Source organism: Enterobacter cloacae complex sp. IR53041 (genome assembly GCF_049238285.1).
Lineage (GTDB): Bacteria > Pseudomonadota > Gammaproteobacteria > Enterobacterales > Enterobacteriaceae > Enterobacter > Enterobacter roggenkampii.
In genome coordinates this window covers 1-24600 of record NZ_JBMKHB010000018.1, presented here as the reverse complement: position 1 = coordinate 24600, position 24600 = coordinate 1, and the positions used below count along the sequence as shown (strand labels likewise).

The following is a 24600-nucleotide window of genomic DNA, read 5'->3' as shown; positions in this document are numbered from 1 at the left end:
ATGCAGCCAATCACCCTGTCGAAATCCCCAATCCTGCTTGGGTAGAGCCCCCCGCTTACGGTATACTCCACGCTTTTACATCTGACTAAAAAACATCAACTTTGACCATTACGAAACTTGCATGGCGTGACCTTGTTCCGGATACCGAAAGTTATCAGGAACTGTTTGCACAGCCAGATCTCGCAAAAGAACACGAATTCATCCTTAGCGATACGCAGCCCCGTTTGCATTATGCGCTGGAGCAGGTATTAAGCCCCTGGGCAACTGCGCCTTTCATGCTGCTCAAAGCCCCGGAAGAAGCGGAATACCTGACGTTGTTCGGGGATGCCGTGCGTCAGCTAAAGCCGGAAGCGAACGCCGTTTTTGGCGGCCAGTATCGTATCGCTGGACATAATGTAACTTTCGAACCGGCGGCGCAGGCTGACGGCCTTTTTGCCGCTAAGGGCGAGGTGATTACCGCGAACTGGGTCGAGGCTGAACAACTCTTTGGTTGTCTGCGCCAGTTTAACGGCGAGCTTTCGCTGCAGCCTGGGCTGGTACATCGCGCAAATGGCGGTGTCCTGATCATCTCGCTGCGTACCCTGCTCTCGCAGCCGCTGCTGTGGATGCGTCTGAAAACCATCGTGCATCAGCAGCGTTTCGACTGGGTCGGCTACGATGAGTCTCGTCCTCTGCCTGTCTCGGTTCCGTCTATGCCGCTGTCATTAACCGTCGTGCTGACGGGCGACCGTGAATCGCTGGCAGACTTCCAGGAAATGGAGCCTGAACTGGCTGAACAGGCGGTGTATAGCGAATACGAAGACAATATCCAGATTGCCGATGCCGACGATATGGCGCAGTGGTGCCAGTGGGTGATGGCCGTTGCTGAACGTTTTGCGCTGCCAACGCCTGCGGCTGACGCATGGCCAGGCCTGATCCGCGAAGCGGTGCGTTATACCGGTGACCAGGAAACGCTGCCACTCTGCCCGCTCTGGATCGGCAAACAGCTGCGTGAAGTGGGCGTGGTGAGCGGTAGCGGTGCGTTCAGCGGGGAGCAGCTCACCCAGATGCTGGCTCAGCGTGAGTGGCGGGAAGGCTATCTTGCTGACCGTATGCAGGATGAAATTCTGCTGGAACAAATTCTGGTGGAAACCGAAGGCGAACGCGTCGGACAGATCAACGCCCTGTCGGTGATTGAATTCCCTGGCCATCCGCGCGCGTTCGGGGAGCCGTCCCGTATTAGCTGCGTTGTGCATATTGGCGATGGCGAGTTTACCGACATCGAACGCAAAGCCGAGCTGGGCGGAAACATTCACGCCAAAGGCATGATGATCATGCAGGCGTTTTTGATGTCTGAACTGCAGCTTGAGCAGCAGATCCCCTTCTCCGCCTCGCTGACGTTTGAGCAGTCCTACAGCGAAGTGGATGGCGATAGCGCCTCTATGGCTGAACTGTGCGCCTTAATCAGCGCCCTGGCGGAAGTGCCCATCAATCAGAACATCGCGATCACCGGTTCGGTGGATCAATTCGGTCGTGCGCAGCCTGTGGGTGGCCTCAACGAAAAAATTGAAGGCTTCTTCTCTATTTGTCAGCAGCGCGGTTTAAACGGCAAGCAGGGTGTGATTATTCCGGCTCCCAACGCACGCCATTTAAGCCTCAGCCAGGAGATTCTGGATGCGGTTGAACAAGAGCAGTTCGCTATCTGGGCCATCGAAGGGATTGAGGATGCACTACCCTTACTGACAAACCTGGTATGGGATGGCGAAGGGCAAACCACCCTGATGCAGACTATGCAGGAGCGCATTGCTCAGGCAACACAGCAGGATGCTCGTCACCGTTATCCATGGCCGTTACGCTGGCTGGGCTGGTTTAGTTCGAACTGATCGGACTTGTTCAGCGTACACGTGTTAGCTATCCTGCGTCCTTCACTAAAATAAGGCTTACTGAGAACATGGTAGATAAACGCGAATCCTATACAAAAGAAGATCTTCTTGCCTCTGGTCGCGGTGAACTGTTTGGCGCGAAAGGCCCACAGTTACCGGCCCCGAACATGCTGATGATGGACCGTGTCGTGAAAATGACCGAAACCGGCGGCAACTTCGATAAGGGTTACGTAGAAGCAGAACTCGATATCAACCCGGACCTGTGGTTCTTCGGCTGCCACTTTATTGGCGATCCGGTAATGCCTGGCTGTCTGGGTCTGGATGCCATGTGGCAGCTGGTTGGCTTCTATCTGGGCTGGCTGGGTGGTGAAGGTAAAGGCCGCGCGCTGGGCGTAGGCGAAGTAAAATTCACCGGCCAGGTTCTGCCTACGGCGAAGAAAGTGACCTATCGTATTCACTTCAAGCGCATCGTTAACCGCCGCCTGATTATGGGCCTGGCAGATGGCGAAGTGCTGGTAGACGGTCGTCTGATCTATAGCGCAAGCGACCTGAAGGTTGGCCTGTTCCAGGACACGTCCGCCTTCTGATCGTGCTTTCGCACCTCCAGAAAGGCGAAACCTCCGCATTGCGGAGGTTTCTTTTTTGAAAGAGACGTTATCAGGCTATGAGTGCCCTGTCGCCGATGGCTTCTCGCCAGCCTCCAAGCCATTGTGACCTTTGATTTATCGTCTGATAAGGACACATTTCTTTAGAACGTCCAGCGATGCCGGCCTGATAACCACGTTGATGAGCCCGTTCCAGGCGATCTCGTTTCTGTCTCTTCATGCCTCGTTTCCCTCATTCTTTTGTCTGGTGGAAAGAAAACAGTGTCTGCACTATCTGCACAGGCACAGATAACGAATACCCCGAATTAGTCGCATCGTCAATGTTCAAAATTCATACGGGTGTCATATTTGTGACCTAGCTGGAAGTTCATTTGTACAAAAATTGTGACGTGGCACAAGTAACAACCTGAGTTGAAAACGAAAAAAAACCGCAATGAGCGACAGACCGATTGCGGTTTCTGATGATGAATTTTACTTATGGCAGCCGGGAAATCTCTCTCGCGATGCTTGCCGACTCCTGCGCCCATCCTTGAGCCAGGACTTTCACCATTTCGTCATAGCCATCTTTCTGCTGCTTCAGCTCCAGATGGAAAGGACGCTTAATCAGCTGCCCCTGATGGTTCAGCAACCACTCCCCGCTGATGACCACCGCACCGTCATAACGGCCGTGGAAGCCCGTTACGGTGACGTTCAGCGTATCCTGATCGTTACCCAGCGGCTGCGATGCGACTACCCACCCCGGAAGCTGGCTGCCCAGATTGGCCACCAGCGTGTTGCGCAGCTGCTGATCCAGCGGGCTGGCCCACAGGTTGTTGCTCGCAATCACGTATTTCACGTCGCTGGTCTGATAGACCACGCCGTTTCCTGCCAGATAATCCGGCACGGCGACTTGCTCAACCCACAGCTGGCGGTTTCCTTGACTGGCCGTGCTTTGCCCACCGCTGTGGGTTGCCACAGGCAGCTGATAATAGCTTTTATTATCTCCCCCTGAACTGCATGCCGTTAACAGCAGAGCGCCAACCATCAATAGCCATTTTTTCATTCTTTTGCCCTCTTCGGCTCAGGATCCTTTTTATCTTTCGCTTCGAACACCAGCGCATTGCTCTTCTCGTTGAGCGTTTTCAGCACCGGCTGCAGTTCACGCAGGACCTGATCAAGACGCTGCATATCTGCCACCATCTTGTTATAGGCCGCTGATCCCGGCTGGAAGCCCTGCATACTGCGGTTCAGCTCACGCAGCGTTTTCTGCATGTCCTGCGGCAGCTGCTGCATGCTCTGGCTCGCCGTAATCTTGTTGATGTTATCCAGCGTGGTTTGCAGACGGCGCATCGTTGCCTGGCTTTCGCTCAGCGAGTTTGTTGCCGCTTCAATCATCGGATTCAGTGGCAGATTGTTGATCTTATCCAGCGTCTCCATCAGACGCTGCTGGATCTGCGCCAGACCGCTGCTCACCGTTGGGATGATCTTGTAGCCACCGAATTCACGGATACCGGTAATCGGCGGTGCTTTCGGGTAGAAGTCCATATCCACATACAGCGCACCGGTGACCAGGTTGCCGGTTTTCAGCGACCCGCGCAGACCGCGTTCCATCAGCTGGGTGATATGAGTCGCGATATCCTGATTTTCACCAATCTGATTAAGCAGACGCTCTGGTTCAATGCGGATCAGTACCGGAATGCGGTAATCATCATCCAGCACCTGCTGAAGGCCCGGAACGAAGAACGGCACTTGCCCAACCGTACCGAGACGAATGCCGCGGAACTCAACAGGCGCCCCCGGCTGCAGGCCGCGAACGGAGTCTTTAAAGAACATCAGGAAGTCAACGTGATCGGTATAGAGCGCATCCTGAATGCTTTTTTGATCGTCAAAGAGACGGAAAGCGGTGTTCTCTGCGACCGGCTGCCCTAAATCCAGGCCCTCCGGCACGTCAAAGCTCACGCCGCCACCAAACAGCGTGGTCAGCGAACCCATTTCAACGCGCATGCCTGCCGAAGTCAGATCCACCGCGATCCCGCTGTCTTTCCAGAAGCGGACGTTGCTGGTAACCAGGCGATCGTTTGGCGCATTAATGAAGAGCTGATAGCTGATCGCGCGTTTCTGTGGATCAAACGTGCTTTTCTCAACCGAACCGACGCGGTAGCCGCGGAACAGAACCGGGTCGCCCGCCGTGAGCTGACCCGCTTTTTTACTGTCGAGGATCACGCGGATGCCCTTGGCATCAGGCGGTGCAAGCGGCGGTGAATCCAGAAGCTGGTATTGGGCTGGCTGGTTACCCTTAGCCCCCGGCTGCAGCTCAATGTAGGCACCCGAGAGCAGCGTCCCCAGGCCGCTGATCCCTTCACGCCCCACCTGCGGCTTAACGACCCAGAAAACGGAATCGCCGTGCAGCAGTTTTTCCATGCCGGCATTCAGGCGCGCCTTAATTTCCACATGGGTTAAATCGTCGGTCAGGGTTGCGCTTTCCACCACGCCCACATCCACGCTACGGCTTTTGATGGTCGTTTTACCGCCCTCAATCCCCTCGGCATTGGTGGTTATCAGCGTCACTTCCGGCCCCTGATGGCTGTAATGATAAAACAGGATCCAGGCACCGATCAGCGCAGTCACGATGGGAAAAATCCACACCGGAGACCAGTTTTTGACCTTCTGCACTTTCGCCTCTCCACTCTTATTTTCCATGCTCTTACTCTTCCTCATGGCTTGATTCAGGCTCACGATCCCACGATAAACGAGGGTCGAAGGTCATTGCCGCAAACATGGTCATGATCACGACCAGTGCAAACATTAAAGCCCCCATCGCAGGATAAATACTCATCAAACCGCCCATCCGCACCAGCGCAGAGAGAACGGCGATGACAAACACGTCAATCATTGACCAGCGTCCGACAAACTCGACCACTTCATAAATCAGGTGCATGCGTTCGCTGTCGCGTTTCCCATGACCTTTCGCATCCCAACAGAGCCAGGCGATGGCGATCATTTTTAAGGTGGGCACCATAATACTGGCGATAAAGATGACGCCAGCGACCGGATAGGAACCTTCGCCCCAGAGCAGTATCACCCCGGCCAGGATCGTCGAGGGCATTTTGTCGCCGAGCAAATCGGTGATCATGATTGGCAGAATATTGGCTGGCAGATACAGCATGACGGACGTGACCAGCAGCGCCATCGTCCACTGCAGGCTATTTTTACGGCGCACGTGCCCTTTCGTTTCGCAGCGCGGACAAACGTCGAGATCGGCGGGCAGCACGGCGGTGCAGCACGGGCAGGAACGCAGCCCCTGACGAATGCCGGGCACGCCGACCTTCACCGTCTGCGCAAGCGTCGGTGCCGGGGCGATATCATCCCACGCCCAGCGTCTGTCCACGCACTGGAAAGCGCGCAGCTGCAGGACGCAGTACAGACACCAGGGAATAAAGCTGCTGCCAATCCCCACGTCGCCGTACGCCATCAGCTTCACGAAACTGACCAGGATCCCCGCCAGAAAGATCTCGGCCATCCCCCAGCTTTTGAGCTGAAACAGAATACGCGCAAGTCGGATTTTCAGCGGTGCCGGCATCCTGACGCGGTTCACCAGCAAAAGGATGACGACCAGGCAAAAAGCCGGGACTATCTGGACAAACAGGAGAAAGAAGGTCCCCAGGCTGGCGTAATCTTCCGAGAACATCACGCCCGGGATTTCAAGCAGATTCACCTGACTGGTGATCCCCCCCACCTTCATATAGATGAAGGGGAAGAGATTAGAGAGCAGCAGCATGAACAGTGCTGCCAGCGCGTAAGCAGTAGGACGCTGCCGCGGCGCGTCCCACTCGGTTGTCAACGTCGCGCCACAGCGTGGACACAGGGCTTTATGTCCGTGACCAAGCTCTGGCAACGCCACGAGCATATCGCATTGCGAGCATAAAATATGCCTGTCGGCATGGTGCTGGTCACACATATGTTATCCCTGTTTATGCGCCGTTTTTCAGAGACTCAAGGTACTCCCAGCGCTCAAAGGCATCTTCCAGGGCTTTTTCAGCCGCGGACATTTCAGCCAATACTTTCTGAGTATAGTCATGCGATTGGGTAAAGAATGACGCATCAGCAACCTGTTTTTGCAGATCCTCAAGCGCAGCCTCCAGCTCTTCAAGACGCTGCGGTAGCCCCTCCAGTTCGCGCTGCAGGTTATAGCTTAGTTTAGCCGAGGTTTTCTTGACAGTTTCTGCTTTTGTTACAGCAGGTTCAGAACTTGTTTTGGACTTTGACTGCTTCGTCGCCAGCGACTGTGCCTGCTGCCCTTTTGCATCGTGATAACCGCCGACATATTGACCAATTCGCCCTTCACCTTCGAAGATCCAGCACTCGGTCACGGTGTTGTCAACGAACTGACGATCGTGGCTGACCAGCATCACGGTGCCCTGATAACCGTCAATCAGTTCTTCCAGCAGTTCCAGCGTTTCGACATCCAGATCGTTGGTCGGTTCATCGAGGATCAGCAGGTTGCTTGGCTTCAGGAACAGGCGCGCCAGCAGAAGACGGTTGCGCTCACCGCCTGACAGCGCGCGCACCGGCGTCATGGCGCGCTTCGGATGGAACAGGAAATCCTGCAGGTAACCCAGCACGTGGCGCGGCTTGCCGTTCACCATCACTTCCTGCTTGCCTTCGGCGAGGTTGTCCATCACCGTACGGTCCGGATCCAGCTCCGCGCGGTGCTGGTCGAAGTAGGCGACCTCCAGCTTGGTCCCGCAGTGAATGCGTCCGCTGTCGGCCTGCAGCTGGCCGAGCATCAGTTTCAGCAGCGTGGTTTTACCGCAGCCGTTCGGGCCAATCAGGGCGATTTTGTCGCCGCGCTGAACCTGTGCCGAGAAGTCTTTCACCAGCACTTTACCGTCAACCTGATAGTTAACGTTTTCCATTTCAAAGACAATCTTGCCGGAACGGGACGCCTCTTCCACCTGCATTTTGGCGCTGCCCATCACTTCACGACGTTCGCTGCGCTCGCGTCGCATCGCCTTCAGGGCGCGCACGCGGCCTTCGTTACGGGTACGGCGGGCTTTGATGCCCTGGCGGATCCAGACTTCTTCCTGCGCCAGCTTGCGGTCAAACTCCGCATTCTGCAGCTCTTCCACGCGCAGGTTTTCTTCTTTTTCCAGCAGATACGTATCGTAATCGCCGGGATAGGTCACGAGCTTGCCGCGGTCGAGGTCGACAATGCGCGTCGCCATATTGCGAATAAACGAACGGTCGTGCGAGATAAAGATGATGGTGCCGCTGAAGGTTTTCAGGAAGCCTTCCAGCCAGTCGATCGCCTCAATATCCAGGTGGTTCGTCGGTTCGTCCAGCAGCAGCACCTTCGGCCCGCTGACCAGCGCACGACCCAGGGCCGCTTTACGCAGCCAGCCGCCGGAGAGCGCCGACAGCTCCATGTCGGGTTCCAGACCGAGCTGCGCCAGCACTTCATTAATGCGGTTTTCAAGCTGCCACAGACCGTGGTGATCGAGCATCTCCTGCACTTTTGCCAGTTCGTTGAGGTTTTTGTCGCTCGGATCGGTCATCACCAGATGCGAAATCTCGTGATAGCGCTTCAGGTATTCAGCCTGCTCGGAGATCCCTTCCGCCACGAAATCGTACACGCTGCCGGTCACGTGACGCGGTGGATCCTGCTGCAGGCGGGAGACAATCAGATCCTGTTCGTAAACAATGCGCCCGTCATCCAGACCCTGTTCACGGTTAAGGATTTTCATCAGTGTGGATTTACCCGCGCCGTTACGGCCCACCAGACAGACGCGCTCGTTATCTTCGATGTGCAGCTCTGCATTGTCGAGAAGCGGTGAGTCGCTGAAAGAGAGCCACGCGCCGTGCATACTAATTAAAGACATTTATTTTTCCTTTCAGACCGCGGTAATCAACCAGCAGTTATGGATTTGACGGTTACGGGCAAAGTCCTGAGACAGCGTTTTTTGGCTGATTTCTTGTGCTTTCAGTCCCAGGGCTGCTAAGCCGTCATGATCCATACGGAAGCCGCGTTTGTTGTTCGAGAACATAATGGTGCCGCCTTTACGCAGCAGGCGCTTCAGGTCGGTCATCAGGCGCAGGTGATCGCGTTGAACGTCAAAGCTATCTTCCATACGCTTGGAGTTGGAGAAGGTCGGCGGATCGATAAAGATCAGGTCGAACTGCTCGTCGGTGTCGCGCAGCCAGCCCAGCACGTCAGCCTGCATCAGGCGATGCTGACGCCCGGTTAAGCCGTTAAGACGCAGGTTGCGCTCCGCCCACTCCAGATAGGTGCGGGACATGTCCACCGTGGTGGTGCTGCGCGCGCCGCCCAGACCAGCATGCACGCTGGCGCTGCCGGTATAGGAGAAGAGATTCAGGAAGTCCTTGCCCTTGCTCATCTGGCCCAGCATGCGGCGGGCGATACGGTGGTCGAGGAACAGGCCGGTATCCAGATAGTCGGTCAGGTTGACCCACAGGCGGGCGTTATATTCGCCCACTTCGATAAAGTCGCCCTTCTCGCCCATCTTCTGGTACTGATTTTTGCCTTTCTGACGTTCACGGGTTTTCAGCACCAGCTTGTTTGGCGCAATACCCAGCACGGCGATGGTGGCGGCAATAACGTCCAGCATGCGCTGACGCGCTTTTTGCGCATCAATGGTTTTCGGCGGCGCATATTCCTGAATCACCACCCAGTCCGCGTAGCGGTCAACCGCCACGTTGTACTCCGGCAGGTCGGCATCATACAGGCGGTAGCATTCAATGCCCTCCTGCTTCGCCCACTTCTCAAATTTCTTCAGGTTCTTGCGCAGACGGTTAGCGTAATCTTCCGCCACGCCGGACGGCTTGCTGTCGGCCGCTTTCTCCGCCAGATGGTAGTTTTTCTGCACGCAGTCCAGCGGGCCGTTTTTCGCCTTAAACTGGCGGTCGGCACGCAGCTGCAGGCAGCTCAGCAGTTCCGGCGAGGCGCTGAACAGAGACAGGTTCCAGCCGCCGAAGTGGTCCTTCATGTTGCGGCCAAGCAGGCTGTGCAGGGCAATCAGCGCCGGTTCGCTGTCGAGACGTTCGCCGTATGGCGGGTTGCTGATCACGGTACCGTACGGGCCTTTTGGCAGCGGGTTGGTCAGGTTCGCCACGTCTTTTACTTCGAAGGTGACCAGCTCGCCAATACCGGCACGGCGGGCGTTGCTGCGCGCGCGCTCAATGACGCGAGGGTCGCTATCGGAGCCGTAGAAATGAGAGGTATATTCCGCCAGCCCCTTACGTGCGCGGGTCTGCGCGTCGTCTTTGACCTCTTTCCAGAGCGCTTCATCGTGCTGCGCCCAGCCTTTGAAGCCCCACTGGCCGCGATGGAGTCCCGGGGCGCGGTCGGTGGCCAGCATGGCCGCTTCAATCAGCAGGGTACCGGAACCGCACATCGGGTCGAGCAGCGGCGTGCCCGGCTGCCAGCCGGAGCGCATCACAATGGCGGCCGCCAGGGTCTCTTTGATGGGTGCCATGCCGGTACGATCGCGGTAGCCGCGCAGGTGCAGGCCCGCGCCGCTCAGATCGAGAGAGATACTCGCCGTGTCGCCGTTCAGCCAGACGTTAATACGCAGATCCGGGTTTTCACGATCGACGTTCGGACGTTCCTTATTTTTACGCGTAAAGCAGTCCACAATGGCGTCTTTTACGCGCAGGGCACCGTACTGGCTGTTGCGGATCTCGTCGTTCACGCCGTTGAAATGGACCGCAAAGGTGGCATTCGGGGTGAAGATCTCTGTCCAGTCGATCATCTGTACGCCGGTGTAGAGGTCAAGGTCGCTATAAACCTTGCACTCTTTCATCGGCAGCATGATGCGCGACGCCAGGCGGCTCCACATCAGGCTCTGGTAAATAAGCCGCGTGTCGCCCTCAAAATGGACACCACCCTGAACCACCTGACACTCTTGTGCGCCCAGGCTTTCCAGTTCAGTTTTTAACAGCTCTTCCAGCCCACGGGCCGTACTGGCAAACAGAGAATTCATATCGTCACTTTTACTCTTAGAAAATTGTCGCGCATTATAGCTAATATGGCGTGTATGTCATAAAGTTGAAGGCTTATTTTCATTCGAGGGAGTGTGCAGTGGCGACGTTATCCAGGCTTTTTATTCATCCGGTGAAATCCATGCGCGGCATCGGCGTCTCTCACGCGCTGGCCGACATGAGCGGATTCGCCTTCGATCGAATTTTTATGGTCACCGAGCCTGACGGTACGTTTATTACCGCACGCCAGTTCCCTCAGATGGTTCGCTTTACCCCTTCCCCGCTTCACGACGGTTTGCATCTTACCGCGCCGGACGGTTCCAGCGCGGTGATTCGCTTTGCTGATTTTGCGCCCGTCGATGCGCCAACGGAAGTGTGGGGGAACCACTTTACCGCGCGCATCGCCCCGGATGAAATTAACCGCTGGTTAAGCGGCTTCTTCTCCCGCGACGTGCAGCTGCGGTGGGTTGGACCTGAACTGACGCGTCGCGTGAAGCGCCACGACGCCGTTCCCCTCTCCTTTGCCGATGGCTTCCCGTTCCTGCTGACGAACGAAGCCTCGCTGCGTGATTTACAGGGCCGCTGCAAAGCCAGCGTTCAGATGGAACAGTTCCGTCCGAACCTGGTGGTGACGGGTGCCGAGGCCTGGGACGAAGATATCTGGAAAGTGATCCGCATTGGCAGCGTCATTTTTGACGTGGTGAAGCCCTGCAGCCGCTGCATTTTCACCACGGTGAGCCCGGAGAAAGGCCAGAAGCATCCTTCCGGCGAACCGTTGAAAACCCTGCAATCATTCCGCACCGCGCAGGATAATAGCGATGTCGATTTCGGCCAGAACCTGATTCCGCGCTCCAGCGGCGCGATCCGCGTCGGCGATGAGGTCGAAATTCTTGCCCGTGGGCCAGCAAGAGTGTACGGCTCGGGTCAGGAGGAGGAGTTTGTCGACGTTGAGACGAACGTCGCCTCTGCGGTAGATATTCACTGGCAGGGCAACGTCATCCGGGGTAACAACCAGCAGGTACTGCTTGAGCAGCTGGAACAAGCGGGGATCCGCATACCCTATTCCTGCCGCGCGGGCATTTGCGGATGCTGTCGTATCAGACTGGTGGATGGCGAAGTGAGTGCGTTGAAAAAGTCGGCAATTGGAAATGACGGCACAATTCTGTGCTGTAGCTGCGTCCCGAAAACGTCCGTACAGCTGGAAGCTTAAACCGCCTGCTCGAGGCTGAAGGCATCCACGCGAAGCTGGGGCTTCAGCCTGTCGTTCATGACCTTAATGGCATCCCCGAGCTGCATCGTCCGCCCGGCAATCGTCACGCCAGGCTGGGCCAGCAGGCAGAGCGCGGCATTATCGCCTGGCTCCACCACCAGCAGGCTCACCTCTTCTGCGGTATCGCTCAGGTTGACGCTGGCCGCATCGCCCGTTGCCGGGGTCCAGTTCATGCCGTGCGGCAGGAAATGCCAGCTCTTTGGCATTTGCGGCTTCAGGAAACGGATAGCCACCAGCGCATTTAATACCAGCTCGGCGCGCTGCTCTTTCGAGAGCATCAGATCGCGACATTTTTCCTCAAAGGAGAAATAAAGCGCAGCGTCATCAACGCAAAAGCCTGACGGGGAAAAAGCGTCCGGGGTTAACATTCGGCGGGCAAAACGAGAGCGAAACAACATGCCATTGGCTAAGTCGAGCATCATTCGGTCATGCTCGTCGCAAAAATACCAGCGCCAGTTATCGTCAGGTTTAATTCGCATGTTTCTCTCCCGTCCCCGAAACGTCCTGTACTAAAAATGTCCTGTTTGCCGCTTCGTTTATAACACCATTAATAAAGGACTATAATGTCTAAATAAGCAACAGTGACGGAATATAAAACAACCAGGGCTGGAAATAAAGCCCCGGTTGTCTGATTACGAGAAAAGATTAGATATGCGTAACGATTTCTTTAATCAGCGGCGGCCCTTTAAAAATAAAGCCGGAATAGATTTGCACCAGGGACGCACCCGCCGCCATCTTCTCACGCGCAGCAATCACGGAGTCAATGCCGCCGACGCCAATAATCGGCAGGCGGCCATTTAATTCCGCAGACAGGGCGCGAATAATTTCGGTGCTTTTTAATTGCACCGGACGGCCACTTAACCCACCCGCTTCGTCACAGTTTTTCATTCCCTGCACGAGGGAACGATCGAGCGTGGTATTGGTCGCAATTACACCATCAATATTATGGCGAACCAAACTGTCGGCAACCTGGATCAATTCTTCGGCAGAAAGATCCGGGGCGATCTTAACCGCGACCGGAACATATTTGTGGTGGATCGCCTGGAGTTCATTTTGCTTATTTTTAATGGCACTCAGAAGATCGTCCAGCGCTTCACCATATTGTAAGGATCGCAGGCCCGGGGTATTGGGTGAGGAAATATTCACCGCAATATAACCGGCATAGGCGTAGACTTTTTCCATACAAATCAGATAGTCATCTTTACCCTGCTCGACCGGCGTGTCTTTATTTTTGCCGATATTGATGCCCAGTATTCCGTCAAAGTGGGCTTTTTTTACGTTCTCGACCAGGTGATCAACACCGTGGTTGTTGAAGCCCATGCGGTTGATCAGCCCTTCGGCTTCCACCAGTCGGAACAGGCGCGGTTTGTCATTTCCCGGCTGCGGGCGCGGGGTGACGGTACCGATTTCAATGGAGCCAAAGCCCATCGCGCCCAGGGCATCAATGCACTCGCCATTTTTGTCCAGACCGGCAGCCAGACCCAGCGGATTTTTAAAAGTCAGCCCCATGCACTGCACAGGTTTTACCGGCACATGCTGGCGCACCAGCGCGGCCAAAGGCGTGCCGGTAATACGACGTAATTGCTGGAATGTAAATTCATGAGCGCGCTCAGGGTCGAGCTGGAAAAGGGCTTTACGAACGAAGGGGTAGTACATGAACTCTCCTGGATTCCCGGTGTGCAAACCGGGAGGGGATTATGGGCGATCCCGTCGCGAAAGGGAATTGACCTGCGGCAAAAAAACCGCGTAAAACGCAATCGTTTACCTCCCCGTCCATTTCTTATGCACTTTTTTGCATTTTAATTGCAGATAAATCATTTAGTGGAATAAACGCGCGGTGTCACACTCCTTAAAATTGTTATGAATGTTAGATAAAAGCAAACAATTAGTTATAAGGAGGAAGTATGCGCGTCATTACCCTGGCCGGAAGTCCACGATTCCCTTCGCGCTCCAGCGCCCTGCTGGAATATGCCCGTGAAAAACTGAATGCTCTGGATGTGGAAGTGTGCCACTGGAACCTGCATAACTTCGAACCTGAAGATTTGCTCTACGCCCGTTTCGACAGCCCCGCGCTGAAAACCCTCATTGAGCAACTTAACGGCGCGGACGGCCTGATCGTAGCAACGCCCATCTATAAGGCCTCCTTTTCCGGGGCCCTGAAAACCCTGCTCGATCTGCTTCCGGAACGTGCGCTGGACGGCAAGGTGGTGCTGCCGCTGGCAACGGGCGGTACGGTTGCCCATTTACTGGCCGTGGATTATGCCCTGAAGCCGGTGCTGAACGCGTTGAAAGCGCAGGAGATCCTCCACGGCGTTTTCGCCGATGACTCGCAGGTCATCGAATATCAACACAAACCCCACTTTACGCCCAACCTGCAAACCCGCCTCGATAACGCTCTGGAAACGTTCTGGCATGCCCTGCATCGCCGGGATATCCAGGCCCCGGCGTTTAGTCAGCCTCAAGGAGTCGCACATGTTTAAAACGTTAACCCGCATCGGACTGGCCGGTTTAATGGCGCTTACCTCGCTGGCCCATGCCGCAGAAACGGCTCCGGAAAGTTTACGCATCGGGTATCAGAAAGGCAGCATCAGCATGGTGCTGGCAAAAAGCCACCAGCTTCTGGAAAAACGCTTCCCGGACACCAAATTCTCCTGGGTGGAGTTCCCCGCCGGCCCGCAGATGCTGGAGGCCCTGAACGTGGGCAGTATCGATCTCGGCAGCACGGGCGATATCCCACCTATATTCGCCCAGGCCGCGGGAGCGGACCTCGTCTACGTTGGCGTTGAGCCGCCCAAGCCTAAGGCCGAAGTCATTCTGGTGCCTGAAAACAGCGACATTAAAAGCGTCGCCGATCTTAAAGGCCATAAGGTCGCTTTCCAGAAAGGTTCCAGCTCACACAACCTTTTGCTGCGCGCTCTGCAAGAGGCCGGACTCAAATTCACCGACATTCAGCCCGTCTACCTGACGCCTGCCGACGCGCGCGCCGCGTTCCAGCAGAAGAACGTTGATGCCTGGGCCATCTGGGATCCGTACTACTCCGCCGCATTGCTGCAGGGTGGCGTTCGCGTGCTGAAAGACGGTACCACGCTGAAGCAGACCGGTTCGTTCTACCTGGCCGCGCGCCCTTACGCTGAAAAGAACGGCGCGTTTCTTCAGGGCGTGCTGGATACCTTTACCCAGGCCGATGCTTTGACCCAGAGCCAGCGTCAGGAGAGCATTGCCCTGCTGGCGAAAACCATGGGCTTACCTGAGCCGGTGATCGCGAGCTATCTCAACCACCGTCCGCCGACCACCATTACGCCGGTGGACGCACACGTCGCCGCACTTCAGCAACAAACGGCTGACCTCTTCTATCAAAACCGCCTGGTTCCAAAACAGGTCAATATTCGCGAACGCATCTGGCAACCCGCAGGCAAAGAAGGAGCTAAATCATGAGTCTGAATCTTTTCTGGTTTTTACCCACCCACGGTGATGGACACTATCTTGGTACAGAAGAGGGTTCACGCCCGGTTGACCATGGCTACCTGCAGCAGATTGCACAGGCGGCGGACCGAATCGGTTTCACCGGGGTGCTGATCCCGACCGGACGATCATGTGAAGATGCCTGGCTGGTCGCCGCGTCGATGATCCCGGTCACCCAGCGCCTGAAGTTCCTTGTCGCGTTACGCCCGAGCGTCGTCTCCCCTACCGTGGCGGCACGTCAGGCGGCCACGCTGGACAGGCTGTCCAACGGCCGCGCCCTGTTTAACCTGGTGACGGGCAGCGATCCACAGGAGCTGGCGGGCGACGGCGTGTTCCTCGACCATACCGAACGCTATGAGGCCTCCGCCGAGTTCACCCGCGTCTGGCGACGCCTGCTGGAAGGGGAAACCGTCACCTTTGAAGGTAAGCATATTCACGTTCGCGACGCGAAGCTCTACTTCCCGCCGGTGCAGCAGCCGCGCCCGCCGCTCTATTTTGGCGGGTCGTCGGATGTAGCCCAGGATCTGGCGGCGGAGCAGGTCGACCTCTATCTGACCTGGGGCGAACCGCCTGAGCTGGTGAAAGAGAAAATCGCTCAGGTCCGCGCGAAGGCGGCCGCCCATGGCCGCAAGGTGCGCTTCGGTATCCGTCTGCATGTGATTGTGCGCGAGACCAATGAAGAAGCCTGGCAGGCGGCGGACCGCCTGATCTCCCATCTGGATGATGAAACGATCGCCAGAGCCCAGGCCGCATTTGCCAAAACCGACTCCGTCGGGCAGCACCGGATGGCGTCCCTGCACAACGGCAAGCGCGAGAACCTGGAGATCAGCCCGAACCTGTGGGCGGGCGTCGGTCTGGTGCGCGGCGGTGCGGGTACGGCGCTGGTCGGCGACGGCCCGACCGTGGCCGCGCGCATCAATGAATACGCCGAACTGGGCATCGACAGCTTCATTCTCTCCGGTTATCCGCATCTGGAAGAGGCGTACAAGGTCGGCGAGCTGTTGTTCCCGCATCTTGATGTCGCCATTCCGGAGGTTCCGCAGCCGCAGCCGCTCCAGCTGCAGGGCGAAGCCGTGGCAAACGAATTTATTCCACGCAAAGCCGCACAGAGCTAAGGAGGGACCATGTCTGCCACCTCACAAAAATGGCTGCTGCGCGCCGCGCCGTGGTTTTTACCCGTCGGCATTGTGGCGCTCTGGCAGCTCGCATCGTCCACCGGCTGGCTGTCGAGCCGCATTCTGCCCTCTCCGGAGGGCGTTGTAGAAGCGTTCTGGTCGCTGAGCGTCAGCGGAGAGCTGTGGCAGCATCTGGCGATCAGCTCCTGGCGCGCCGCGATCGGGTTTTCCATCGGCGGCAGTATCGGGCTGGTTCTGGGTCTGGTGAGCGGCCTTTCACGCTGGGGCGAGCGGCTGCTGGATACCTCCATCCAGATGCTGCGCAACGTGCCGCATCTGGCGCTGATCCCGCTGGTCATTCTGTGGTTTGGGATTGATGAGAGCGCCAAGATCTTCCTCGTGGCGCTGGGCACGCTGTTCCCGATTTACATCAACACCTGGCACGGCATCCGCAATATCGATCGTGGTCTGGTGGAGATGGCGCGCAGCTACGGCTTATCGGGTTTTTCCCTCTTTGTTCACGTGATTCTGCCGGGTGCCCTGCCCTCCATTATGGTCGGGGTGCGTTTCGCGCTCGGCCTGATGTGGCTGACGCTGATTGTGGCGGAAACCATCTCAGCCAACTCCGGGATTGGTTATCTGGCGATGAACGCCCGCGAATTCCTGCAAACGGACGTGGTGGTAGTAGCCATTATCCTTTACGCCCTGCTCGGCAAACTCGCCGACGTCAGCGCCCAGTGGCTGGAGCGCAGCTGGCTGCGCTGGAATCCGGCCTATACCCTTCAGGAGGCGAAAGCATGAATACTGCACGACTGAATCAGGGGACCCCGTTATTGCTGAGCGGTGTCACCAAACGCTACGGCGATAACACCATTCTTAACGGGCTGGATCTGCATATTCCCGCCGGACAGTTTGTGGCCGTAGTCGGACGCAGCGGCGGCGGCAAGAGTACGCTGCTACGGCTGCTGGCCGAACTGGAAGCCCCCAACGGCGGCGACATTCTGGCAGGAACGACGCCGCTTTCGAATATTCAGGATGATACCCGAATGATGTTCCAGGATGCACGCCTGCTGCCGTGGAAATCGGTTATCGACAATGTCGGGCTCGGCCTTAAGGGTAACTGGCGGGATGAAGCCCGCCAGGCGCTGGCCGCCGTTGGGCTGGAAAATCGCGCCGATGAATGGCCTGCCGCACTCTCGGGTGGACAGAAGCAGCGCGTGGCGCTGGCGCGGGCGTTGATTCACCGTCCGGGCCTGCTCTTGCTCGATGAACCACTGGGCGCGCTCGACGCCCTGACGCGAATCGAAATGCAGGATTTGATTGGTTCCCTCTGGCAGACGCACGGCTTTACGGTACTGCTGGTGACACATGACGTGAGCGAAGCCGTCGCAATGGCCGATCGGGTGCTGTTAATAGAGGAAGGAAAAATCGGTCTGGATCTGACGGTGGATCTTCCCCGGCCTCGTCGCGTGGGCTCGGCAAGACTGGCGGAGCTGGAGGCAGAAGTGCTGGATCGGGTGATGAAACGCGGGGGCACGGAGTTACAGCGAGCTAAGGCTAATGCCTGATGCCCTCACCCCCGGCCCTCTCCCACAGGGAGAGGGAGGGTAAACTTTTATTACGCTAACGCTTTAGCAATCTTCTCGTACAGATCGCCAGACAGGTTTTCCAGCCCTTTCAGCTGCTCAAGCGCGGCACGCATCTTCGCCTGACGCTTCTCATCGTAGCGTTTCAGACGGATCAGCGGCTCTATCAGACGCGACGCCACCTGCGGGTTACGGCTGTTCAGCTCGGTCAGCATTTCCACCATGAACTGATAACCGCTGCCGTCTTCGGCGTGGAATGCGGCCGGGTTGCTGCTGGCAAACGCGCCAATCAGCGAGCGCACGCGGTTTGGGTTGCTCAGGGTAAAGGAACGATGCTTCAGCAGGCTGCGCACCTTGCTGAGCGCATCGGCCGCCGGGCTGGTCGCCTGCAGGATGAACCACTTATCCATTACCAGACCATCCTGATGCCACTTGTCGTCATACTCCTGCATCAGCGCATCGCGGCACGGCAGTTCGGCGGCAACGCTTGCGCCCAGCGCGGCCAGCGCGTCGGTCATGTTATCCGCCTCGTGATACTGATTGCTCACCAGGGTGTTCGCCAGCTCGGTTTCACCAAACGCCAGATAGCGCAGGCAGGTGTTACGCAGAGAACGTTTACCAATGTCCGCATGCTCAACGCGATAAGCGTCAAGCTTGTTGGCGTTATAAATGGCGAGGAACTCGTCCGCCAGTTCAGCAGCCAGCGTACGGGTCAGCGCTTCACGCACCGCCACGATCGCGATCGGATCGATAATCTCGAACAACTCCGCGATTTCCGTTGCTGACGGCAGGGTCAGAATTTCAGCGGCCAGCGCCGGGTCAATCTTCTCATCCAGCAGGATCGCGCGGAACGCGTCAGCCACGTGAACAGGCAGCGACAGCGGCTGACCCTGCTGGTGACGGTTTACGTTGATCTTGATGTAGGTCGCCAGCAGGCTTTGCGCCGCATCCCAGCGGGAGAAGTCGTTGCGGGCGTGACGCATCAGGAACGTCAGCTGCTGATCGCTCCACTTGTACTCCAGCTTCACCGGCGCGGAGAATTCACACAGCAGCGCAGGCACCGGCTGGAAGTAGACGTTATCGAAGGTAAAGGTCTGCTCGGCCTGGGTCACGTTCAGCACGTGGTGTACCGGGTGGCCGCCCTTCTGCAATGGAATGACTTTGCCCTCGTTATCGTACAGCTCGATGCTGAACGGAATATGCAGCGGGTATTTCTCTTCCTGCTCTGCCGTCGGCGGCGTGCGCTGGCTGATGGTCAGCGTGTACTGCTCGGTTTCCGGATTGTAGTCGTCTTTGACGGTAACAACTGGCGTACCGGCCTGGCTGTACCAGCGGCGGAAGTGGGAAAGATCGACATTAGAAGCATCTTCCATCGCCTGCACAAAATCGTCGCAGGTGGCCGCGCTGCCGTCATGACGCTCGAAGTAGAGCTGCATCCCTTTCTGGAAGTTCTCTTCACCCAGCAGGGTGTGGATCATGCGGATAATTTCAGCGCCTTTCTCATACACCGTCAGGGTGTAGAAGTTGTTCATTTCGATGACTTTATCCGGACGGATCGGGTGCGCCATTGGGCTGGCATCTTCCGCAAACTGCAGGCCGCGCATGGTACGCACGTTATTGATGCGGTTCACCGCGCGTGAACCCAGATCGGAGCTGAACTCCTGGTCACGGAAGACGGTCAGGCCCTCTTTCAGGCTCAGCTGGAACCAGTCGCGGCAGGTGACGCGGTTACCGGTCCAGTTGTGGAAATATTCGTGGCCGATGACGCGTTCGATATCGAGATAATCTTTATCGGTGGCGGTATCGGTGCGCGCCAGCACGTATTTGGAGTTAAAGACGTTCAGACCTTTGTTCTCCATTGCGCCCATGTTGAAGAAATCAACGGCAACGATCATATAGATGTCGAGGTCATATTCGAGGCCAAAGCGCTCTTCGTCCCACTTCATGGAGTTGATGAGCGAGGTCATCGCCCACGGCGCGCGGTCCAGGTTACCGCGGTCAACAAACAGCTCCAGCGCCACTTCGCGGCCTGAGCGCGTTTTGAAGGTGTCGCGCAGCACGTCGAAGTCCCCCGCCACCAGCGCAAACAGGTAACACGGTTTCGGGAACGGATCCTGCCACTGAACCCAGTGACGGCCATTCTCCAGCTCGCCTTCGCCTACGCGGTTGCCGTTGGAGAGCAGGAAGGGATACAGGGTTTTATCGGCGATGATTTTGGTGGTGAAGCGCGCGAGGACGTCCGGGCGGTCGAGATACCAGGTAATGTGGCGGAACCCTTCCGCTTCACACTGGGTACACAGCGCCACGCCTGACTGGTAAAGCCCTTCCAGCGCGGTGTTGGCGGCCGGGTTGATTTCATTCACGATGCGCAGCGTAAACTGTTCCGGCAGGTTGTCGATGACCAGCTGGTTGTTTTCTTCTTTATAGTCTGACCAGGCTTCATCATTAATATGCAGGGAGACCAGCGTCAGGTCTTCGCCATCCAGACGCAGCGGCACAGCAGTTGCGCTGTGGCGCGTCACCTGACTCACCGCCGTGACAACGGTTTTAGTGGCATCCAGGTCAAAAGTCAGATCGATTTCGCTAATCAGATAATCCGGCGCACGGTAGTCGTGGCGGTATTTGGCTTGTGGCTGTTGTGTCATAGAAAACCTTATGCATCGTTTGTCGAGTAACGTTTCAATATATTCCTGTTGCGCAAAACGCGCTATGCAGAATGTTCATCTTTTCAGGGCCAACACCTTTTTTTGCTACATTTGTATAACACGGGGCACAAAATGCCCTCGACCATAAAACGCGCTTATGTTGTGATCGGGGTTCAATAAATCACTAAACAAGGTATACTCCGGAGTTGTTTATTGTACTAAACGCTCCTGTGAGAGGATGCTACTGCGCACCTATGACTCAATTCGCTTCTCCAGTTCTGCATACGTTGCTGGATACCGACGCGTATAAACTGCACATGCAGCAAGCCGTTTTCCACCATTACTATGACGTTCATGTCGCGGCGGAATTCCGCTGCCGTGGCGACGACTTGCTCGGTATCTACGCAGACGCCATTCGTGAACAGGTCAATGCTATGCAGCATCTGACGCTGCAGGACGAGGAATATCAGTGGCTTTCTAGCCTGCCTTTCTTCAAAGCCGACTACCTGAACTGGCTGCGCGACTTCCGCTATAAGCCGGAGCAGGTCACCGTGGTTAACGATAACGGCAAGCTGGATATTCGCCTTGCAGGTCCGTGGCGGGAAGTGATCATGTGGGAAGTGCCGCTTCTGGCGGTAATCAGTGAACTGGCTCACCGCTACCGTTCCCCGGAAACGGGCGTAGCGCAGGCGGTGGCCTCGCTGGAAAAGAAACTCGCTGACTTCTCCACGCTGACCGCAGGGCTGGACATGTCCCGCTTCCGCCTGATGGACTTTGGCACCCGCCGCCGTTTTTCGCGCGACGTACAGGAGGCCATCGTTAAACGTCTGCAGCAGGAGCCGTGGTTCGTGGGCACCAGTAACTACGATCTGGCCCGTCGCCTCAATCTGACGCCAATGGGTACCCAGGCGCACGAGTGGTTCCAGGCGCATCAGCAAATTAGCCCTGACCTCGCCAACAGCCAGCGGGCAGCGCTGGCCGCATGGCTTGAGGAGTACCCGAGTCAACTCGGAATTGCCCTCACGGACTGTATTACGATGGATGCCTTCCTGCGCGACTTTGGACCTGAATTTGCGGAGCGTTATCAGGGGTTGCGCCACGATTCCGGAGATCCGGTTGAGTGGGGTGAGAAGGCGATTGCCCATTACGAGAAACTGGGCATTGACCCGATGAGCAAGGTGCTGGTCTTCTCCGATAATCTCGATCTGGCGAAAGCCGTCGAACTCTATCGCCATTTCAACGCCAGAGTGAACCTGAGCTTCGGGATCGGTACCCGGTTAACCTGCGACATTCCTCAGGTAAAACCTCTGAATATCGTGATAAAGCTGGTGGAATGTAACGGCAAACCGGTGGCGAAACTCTCCGACAGCCCGGGCAAAACCATCTGCCATGACAAGGCGTTTGTCCGCGCGTTGCGCAAAGCCTTCGATCTTCCCCAGATCAAAAAAGCCAGTTAAGCGCTTAAGGGAGCCTTCATGGCTCCCCTCTTCTTATTTATTTCTCAATTCTTCCCTTTTGACCGCGAAATTTACTTGTCTGATAGCGGATGGCAGGTAACATAGATATCCCCCCATAAGGGTGGACAAGTGTTTATTTTTTCCGACTATTAACAGAGAGAATATTATGAGCGTTGTGCCTGTAGCCGACGTACTCCAGGGCCGTGTCGCCGTTGACTCAGAAGTCACCGTGCGCGGATGGGTGCGTACCCGCCGAGATTCTAAAGCTGGCATCTCCTTCCTTGCCGTCTATGACGGTTCCTGCTTTGATCCTGTACAGGCCGTCATTAATAATTCTCTGCCCAATTACAATGATGACGTTCTGCACCTGACAACGGGCTGTTCCGTTATCGTCACCGGCGTGGTCGTGGCATCCCCGGGCCAGGGTCAGAGTTTCGAAATTCAGGCTTCTGCGATTGAAGTCACCGGCTGGGTTGAAGATCCGGATACCTATCCGATGGCGGCTAAACGTCACAGCATTGAGTATCTGCGTGAAGTGGCGCACCTTCGTCCACGTACCAACCTGATTGGTGCGGTTGCTCGCGTACGTCATACGCTGGCGCAGGCGCTGCATCGTTTCTTCGATGAGCAGGGTTATTTCTGGGTGTCTACCCCGCTGATCACCGCGTCCGATACGGAAGGCGCCGGTGAGATGTTCCGCGTCTCAACGCTGGATCTCGAAAACCTGCCGCGCACCCCGGAAGGTAAAGTGGACTATGACAAAGACTTCTTTGGTAAAGAGGCCTTCCTGACCGTATCCGGTCAGCTCAACGGCGAAACGTACGCCTGCGCGCTGTCTAAAATCTACACCTTTGGCCCTACCTTCCGTGCCGAAAACTCCAACACCAGCCGTCACCTGGCGGAATTCTGGATGCTGGAGCCTGAAGTGGCGTTCGCCAACCTGGACGATGTCGCGGGTCTGGCGGAAGCGATGCTGAAATATGTCTTCAAAGCGGTGCTGGAAGAGCGTCCGGACGACATGAAATTCTTCGCCGAGCGCGTAGACAGCGACGCGGTAGCCCGTCTGGAGCGCTTCGTCTCTGCCGATTTTGCGCAGGTGGACTACACCGACGCGGTGGCGATCCTCGAGAAATGCGGTGAGAAGTTCGAGAACCCGGTTTACTGGGGCGTAGACCTGGCGTCTGAGCACGAGCGCTATCTGGCCGAGAAGCATTTCAAAGCGCCGGTTGTCGTTAAAAACTACCCGAAAGACATTAAGGCTTTCTATATGCGCCTTAACGAAGACGGTAAAACCGTGGCAGCGATGGACGTCCTGGCGCCGGGCATCGGTGAAATCATCGGTGGCTCTCAGCGTGAAGAGCGTCTGGACGTGCTGGACGCGCGTATGGAAGAGATGGGTCTCAACCCTGCGGACTACAGCTGGTACCGCGATCTGCGTCGTTACGGTACCGTACCGCACGCCGGTTTTGGTCTGGGCTTTGAGCGTCTGATTGCCTACGTGACCGGTGTGCAGAACGTTCGTGACGTGATTCCGTTCCCACGTACGCCACGTAACGCCAGCTTCTAATCGGTAAAAGACTAAAATGGCCAGCCTGTGCTGGCCATTATTTTATTCTGCATTGTCAGTTTTCGTCAGCGTAAAGTCAGCATCTTCAAACCTTCACCCCGTCACAACCACTACCTGTTACGTTTTGTTTCCGCGAAATATCCAGCCACAAAAAATAAACCCCATTCTTATTGCGCTTATCACACCCTCAAGCAATAGCACAAATTTCAACCAATTTTACAGCCATCCAGAAGGCTTTTCGGCGTCATAAGAAAAAACGAGTCGTTTATCGTCTGTTTATATGAATTGCCTTTATCCAAATTAATCATAAGAAATTCATATATATAGGATAGATACTGTCGCTTAATTCACCAGGGCGTTCTGAAGTTTGAGGTGGTTCACAAAGTTCCCAAAAATACACATTTAGTTACATATATTTTCTTTTGGTTACTTAATCTTGAGAATTGTAGCACTTTCAGGCTAGCGAAACGCTTCGGCGAATGGAAAGATGCCTGTCAGATACATAAAGACACCAAACTCTCATCAATAGTTCCGGAAATATTTATTGACAGAATTTATTGACGGCAGTGGCGAGTGTCATAAAAAAACCAATGAGGGTAATAAATAATGATGAAGCGCAATATTCTGGCAGTGGTAATCCCTGCCCTGCTGGTAGCCGGTGCAGCCAACGCTGCAGAAATCTATAACAAGAACGGCAACAAGCTGGACTTCTACGGTAAAGTTAACGCCGAGCACGACTTCGTGACTTCCGGTGATAGCACAAACAATAGCGACGCTACTTACGCGCAGATCGGTTTCAAAGGCGAAACTCAGATCAACGACCAACTGACAGGTTATGGCCAGTGGGAATACCGTTTCGTGGCTAGCGATGCAGAAAACTCTGCACAGAAAAACAAAAACCGTCTGGCTTTCGCTGGTCTGAAAGCGGGCGACGCTGGCAGCATCGACTACGGTCGTAACGGCACTGTTGCAAAGTTAGCGATGAGGCAGCCTTTTGTCTTATTCAAAGGCCTTACATTTCAAAAACTCTGCTTACCAGGCGCATTTCGCCCAG

20 protein-coding genes are annotated in these 24600 nt (G+C 56.0%); 11 read left to right on the top strand and 9 right to left on the bottom strand.

What is annotated here, in order from left to right; translation table 11 throughout:
• The first annotated feature begins 101 nt into the window (after nt 1-101).
• Nucleotides 102-1862: an AAA family ATPase gene (locus ACOTXF_RS14065; RefSeq protein ID WP_421635285.1), complete on the top strand. Its 1761-nt coding sequence runs from the start codon at nt 102-104 to the stop codon at nt 1860-1862.
• Between the two features lie 68 nt (nt 1863-1930).
• On the top strand, nt 1931-2449 hold the full coding sequence (gene fabA / locus ACOTXF_RS14060) for a 3-hydroxyacyl-[acyl-carrier-protein] dehydratase FabA (protein ID WP_008499931.1): 519 nt from the start codon (nt 1931-1933) through the stop codon (nt 2447-2449).
• A gap of 70 nt (nt 2450-2519) precedes the next feature.
• Here fabA and rmf read toward each other — a convergent pair whose 3' ends face one another.
• The 6 genes from rmf to rlmKL all read right to left on the bottom strand — a co-directional run bounded on the left by rmf (nt 2520) and on the right by rlmKL (nt 10446).
• Nucleotides 2520-2687, bottom strand: a complete 168-nt coding sequence (gene rmf / locus ACOTXF_RS14055) for a ribosome modulation factor (protein WP_013097261.1) — start codon at nt 2685-2687, stop codon at nt 2520-2522.
• A gap of 255 nt (nt 2688-2942) precedes the next feature.
• Nucleotides 2943-3509: a membrane integrity-associated transporter subunit PqiC gene (pqiC, locus tag ACOTXF_RS14050; protein WP_047745097.1), complete on the bottom strand. Its 567-nt coding sequence runs from the start codon at nt 3507-3509 to the stop codon at nt 2943-2945.
• Nucleotides 3506-5146: an intermembrane transport protein PqiB gene (gene pqiB, locus ACOTXF_RS14045; protein WP_008499933.1), complete on the bottom strand. Its 1641-nt coding sequence runs from the start codon at nt 5144-5146 to the stop codon at nt 3506-3508. Before pqiB ends, pqiC begins: the two co-directional genes overlap by 4 nt.
• 4 nt (nt 5147-5150) lie before the next feature.
• Nucleotides 5151-6404 carry a membrane integrity-associated transporter subunit PqiA gene (pqiA, locus tag ACOTXF_RS14040; RefSeq protein WP_047745096.1) on the bottom strand — a complete coding sequence of 418 codons (1254 nt, stop codon included), beginning with the start codon at nt 6402-6404 and terminating at the stop codon, nt 5151-5153.
• 13 nt (nt 6405-6417) lie between these two features.
• Nucleotides 6418-8325: an ABC transporter ATP-binding protein gene (locus tag ACOTXF_RS14035; RefSeq protein WP_048962068.1), complete on the bottom strand. Its 1908-nt coding sequence runs from the start codon at nt 8323-8325 to the stop codon at nt 6418-6420.
• A gap of 12 nt (nt 8326-8337) precedes the next feature.
• Nucleotides 8338-10446 (bottom strand): bifunctional 23S rRNA (guanine(2069)-N(7))-methyltransferase RlmK/23S rRNA (guanine(2445)-N(2))-methyltransferase RlmL, encoded by a 2109-nt coding sequence (rlmKL, locus tag ACOTXF_RS14030; protein ID WP_021240859.1) that lies wholly within the window; start codon nt 10444-10446, stop codon nt 8338-8340.
• Nucleotides 10447-10544: 98 nt separating this feature from the next.
• Here rlmKL and ACOTXF_RS14025 point away from each other — a divergent pair, with 98 nt between their 5' ends.
• The gene (locus ACOTXF_RS14025) at nt 10545-11654 is read left to right on the top strand and encodes a YcbX family protein (protein ID WP_047745095.1); all 1110 of its coding nucleotides are present in this window, start codon (nt 10545-10547) and stop codon (nt 11652-11654) included.
• Here the strand turns inward: ACOTXF_RS14025 and zapC are convergent.
• The gene (zapC, locus tag ACOTXF_RS14020; protein WP_023292867.1) at nt 11651-12193 is read right to left on the bottom strand and encodes a cell division protein ZapC; all 543 of its coding nucleotides are present in this window, start codon (nt 12191-12193) and stop codon (nt 11651-11653) included. The genes ACOTXF_RS14025 and zapC overlap by 4 nt on opposite strands.
• Before the next feature lie 166 nt (nt 12194-12359).
• Nucleotides 12360-13370, bottom strand: a complete 1011-nt coding sequence (gene pyrD, locus ACOTXF_RS14015; protein WP_008499939.1) for a quinone-dependent dihydroorotate dehydrogenase — start codon at nt 13368-13370, stop codon at nt 12360-12362.
• 248 nt (nt 13371-13618) lie between these two features.
• On the opposite strand from pyrD, the gene ssuE reads away from it, so the two are divergent.
• From ssuE to ssuB, 5 genes are read left to right on the top strand one after another with little or no spacing between them, the layout of a single operon-like run.
• Nucleotides 13619-14194 (top strand): NADPH-dependent FMN reductase, encoded by a 576-nt coding sequence (ssuE, locus tag ACOTXF_RS14010; RefSeq protein WP_047745094.1) that lies wholly within the window; start codon nt 13619-13621, stop codon nt 14192-14194.
• Nucleotides 14187-15149 (top strand): sulfonate ABC transporter substrate-binding protein, encoded by a 963-nt coding sequence (locus tag ACOTXF_RS14005; RefSeq protein WP_047745093.1) that lies wholly within the window; start codon nt 14187-14189, stop codon nt 15147-15149. The genes ssuE and ACOTXF_RS14005 overlap by 8 nt, the downstream gene beginning before the upstream one ends.
• On the top strand, nt 15146-16291 hold the full coding sequence (gene ssuD / locus ACOTXF_RS14000) for an FMNH2-dependent alkanesulfonate monooxygenase (protein ID WP_181518890.1): 1146 nt from the start codon (nt 15146-15148) through the stop codon (nt 16289-16291). The genes ACOTXF_RS14005 and ssuD overlap by 4 nt, the downstream gene beginning before the upstream one ends.
• 9 nt (nt 16292-16300) lie before the next feature.
• Complete coding sequence (gene ssuC, locus ACOTXF_RS13995) at nt 16301-17092, top strand: aliphatic sulfonate ABC transporter permease SsuC (RefSeq protein ID WP_008499943.1); 792 nt, start codon at nt 16301-16303, stop codon at nt 17090-17092.
• Complete coding sequence (gene ssuB, locus ACOTXF_RS13990) at nt 17089-17859, top strand: aliphatic sulfonates ABC transporter ATP-binding protein (RefSeq protein WP_047745091.1); 771 nt, start codon at nt 17089-17091, stop codon at nt 17857-17859. Before ssuC ends, ssuB begins: the two co-directional genes overlap by 4 nt.
• 50 nt (nt 17860-17909) lie before the next feature.
• On the opposite strand, the gene pepN is transcribed toward ssuB, so the two are convergent.
• On the bottom strand, nt 17910-20522 hold the full coding sequence (gene pepN / locus ACOTXF_RS13985; RefSeq protein WP_232926486.1) for an aminopeptidase N: 2613 nt from the start codon (nt 20520-20522) through the stop codon (nt 17910-17912).
• 254 nt (nt 20523-20776) lie between these two features.
• On the opposite strand from pepN, the gene pncB reads away from it, so the two are divergent.
• The 3 genes from pncB to ACOTXF_RS13970 form a co-directional block, all read left to right on the top strand.
• Nucleotides 20777-21979, top strand: coding sequence for a nicotinate phosphoribosyltransferase (gene pncB, locus ACOTXF_RS13980; protein WP_045417272.1), 1203 nt, complete (start codon nt 20777-20779; stop codon nt 21977-21979).
• A gap of 166 nt (nt 21980-22145) precedes the next feature.
• On the top strand, nt 22146-23546 hold the full coding sequence (gene asnS / locus ACOTXF_RS13975) for an asparagine--tRNA ligase (protein ID WP_021240867.1): 1401 nt from the start codon (nt 22146-22148) through the stop codon (nt 23544-23546).
• A 606-nt stretch (nt 23547-24152) separates the two neighbouring features.
• Nucleotides 24153-24600: porin (locus tag ACOTXF_RS13970; RefSeq protein WP_421635284.1), on the top strand; the 448-nt coding region annotated here is incomplete at its 3' end.

Bases quoted from the DNA above. Each gene is read 5' to 3' on its own strand.
- fabA (WP_008499931.1), top strand. From the start codon at position 1,931: ATGGTAGATAAACGCGAATCCTATACAAAAGAAGATCTTCTTGCCTCT.
- rmf (WP_013097261.1), bottom strand. From the start codon at position 2,687: ATGAAGAGACAGAAACGAGATCGCCTGGAACGGGCTCATCAACGTGGT.
- pqiC (WP_047745097.1), bottom strand. From the start codon at position 3,509: ATGAAAAAATGGCTATTGATGGTTGGCGCTCTGCTGTTAACGGCATGC.
- pqiB (WP_008499933.1), bottom strand. From the start codon at position 5,146: ATGGAAAATAAGAGTGGAGAGGCGAAAGTGCAGAAGGTCAAAAACTGG.
- pqiA (WP_047745096.1), bottom strand. From the start codon at position 6,404: ATGTGTGACCAGCACCATGCCGACAGGCATATTTTATGCTCGCAATGC.
- ACOTXF_RS14035 (WP_048962068.1), bottom strand. From the start codon at position 8,325: ATGTCTTTAATTAGTATGCACGGCGCGTGGCTCTCTTTCAGCGACTCA.
- rlmKL (WP_021240859.1), bottom strand. From the start codon at position 10,446: ATGAATTCTCTGTTTGCCAGTACGGCCCGTGGGCTGGAAGAGCTGTTA.
- zapC (WP_023292867.1), bottom strand. From the start codon at position 12,193: ATGCGAATTAAACCTGACGATAACTGGCGCTGGTATTTTTGCGACGAG.
- pyrD (WP_008499939.1), bottom strand. From the start codon at position 13,370: ATGTACTACCCCTTCGTTCGTAAAGCCCTTTTCCAGCTCGACCCTGAG.
- ssuE (WP_047745094.1), top strand. From the start codon at position 13,619: ATGCGCGTCATTACCCTGGCCGGAAGTCCACGATTCCCTTCGCGCTCC.
- ACOTXF_RS14005 (WP_047745093.1), top strand. From the start codon at position 14,187: ATGTTTAAAACGTTAACCCGCATCGGACTGGCCGGTTTAATGGCGCTT.
- ssuD (WP_181518890.1), top strand. From the start codon at position 15,146: ATGAGTCTGAATCTTTTCTGGTTTTTACCCACCCACGGTGATGGACAC.
- ssuC (WP_008499943.1), top strand. From the start codon at position 16,301: ATGTCTGCCACCTCACAAAAATGGCTGCTGCGCGCCGCGCCGTGGTTT.
- ssuB (WP_047745091.1), top strand. From the start codon at position 17,089: ATGAATACTGCACGACTGAATCAGGGGACCCCGTTATTGCTGAGCGGT.
- pepN (WP_232926486.1), bottom strand. From the start codon at position 20,522: ATGACACAACAGCCACAAGCCAAATACCGCCACGACTACCGTGCGCCG.
- pncB (WP_045417272.1), top strand. From the start codon at position 20,777: ATGACTCAATTCGCTTCTCCAGTTCTGCATACGTTGCTGGATACCGAC.
- asnS (WP_021240867.1), top strand. From the start codon at position 22,146: ATGAGCGTTGTGCCTGTAGCCGACGTACTCCAGGGCCGTGTCGCCGTT.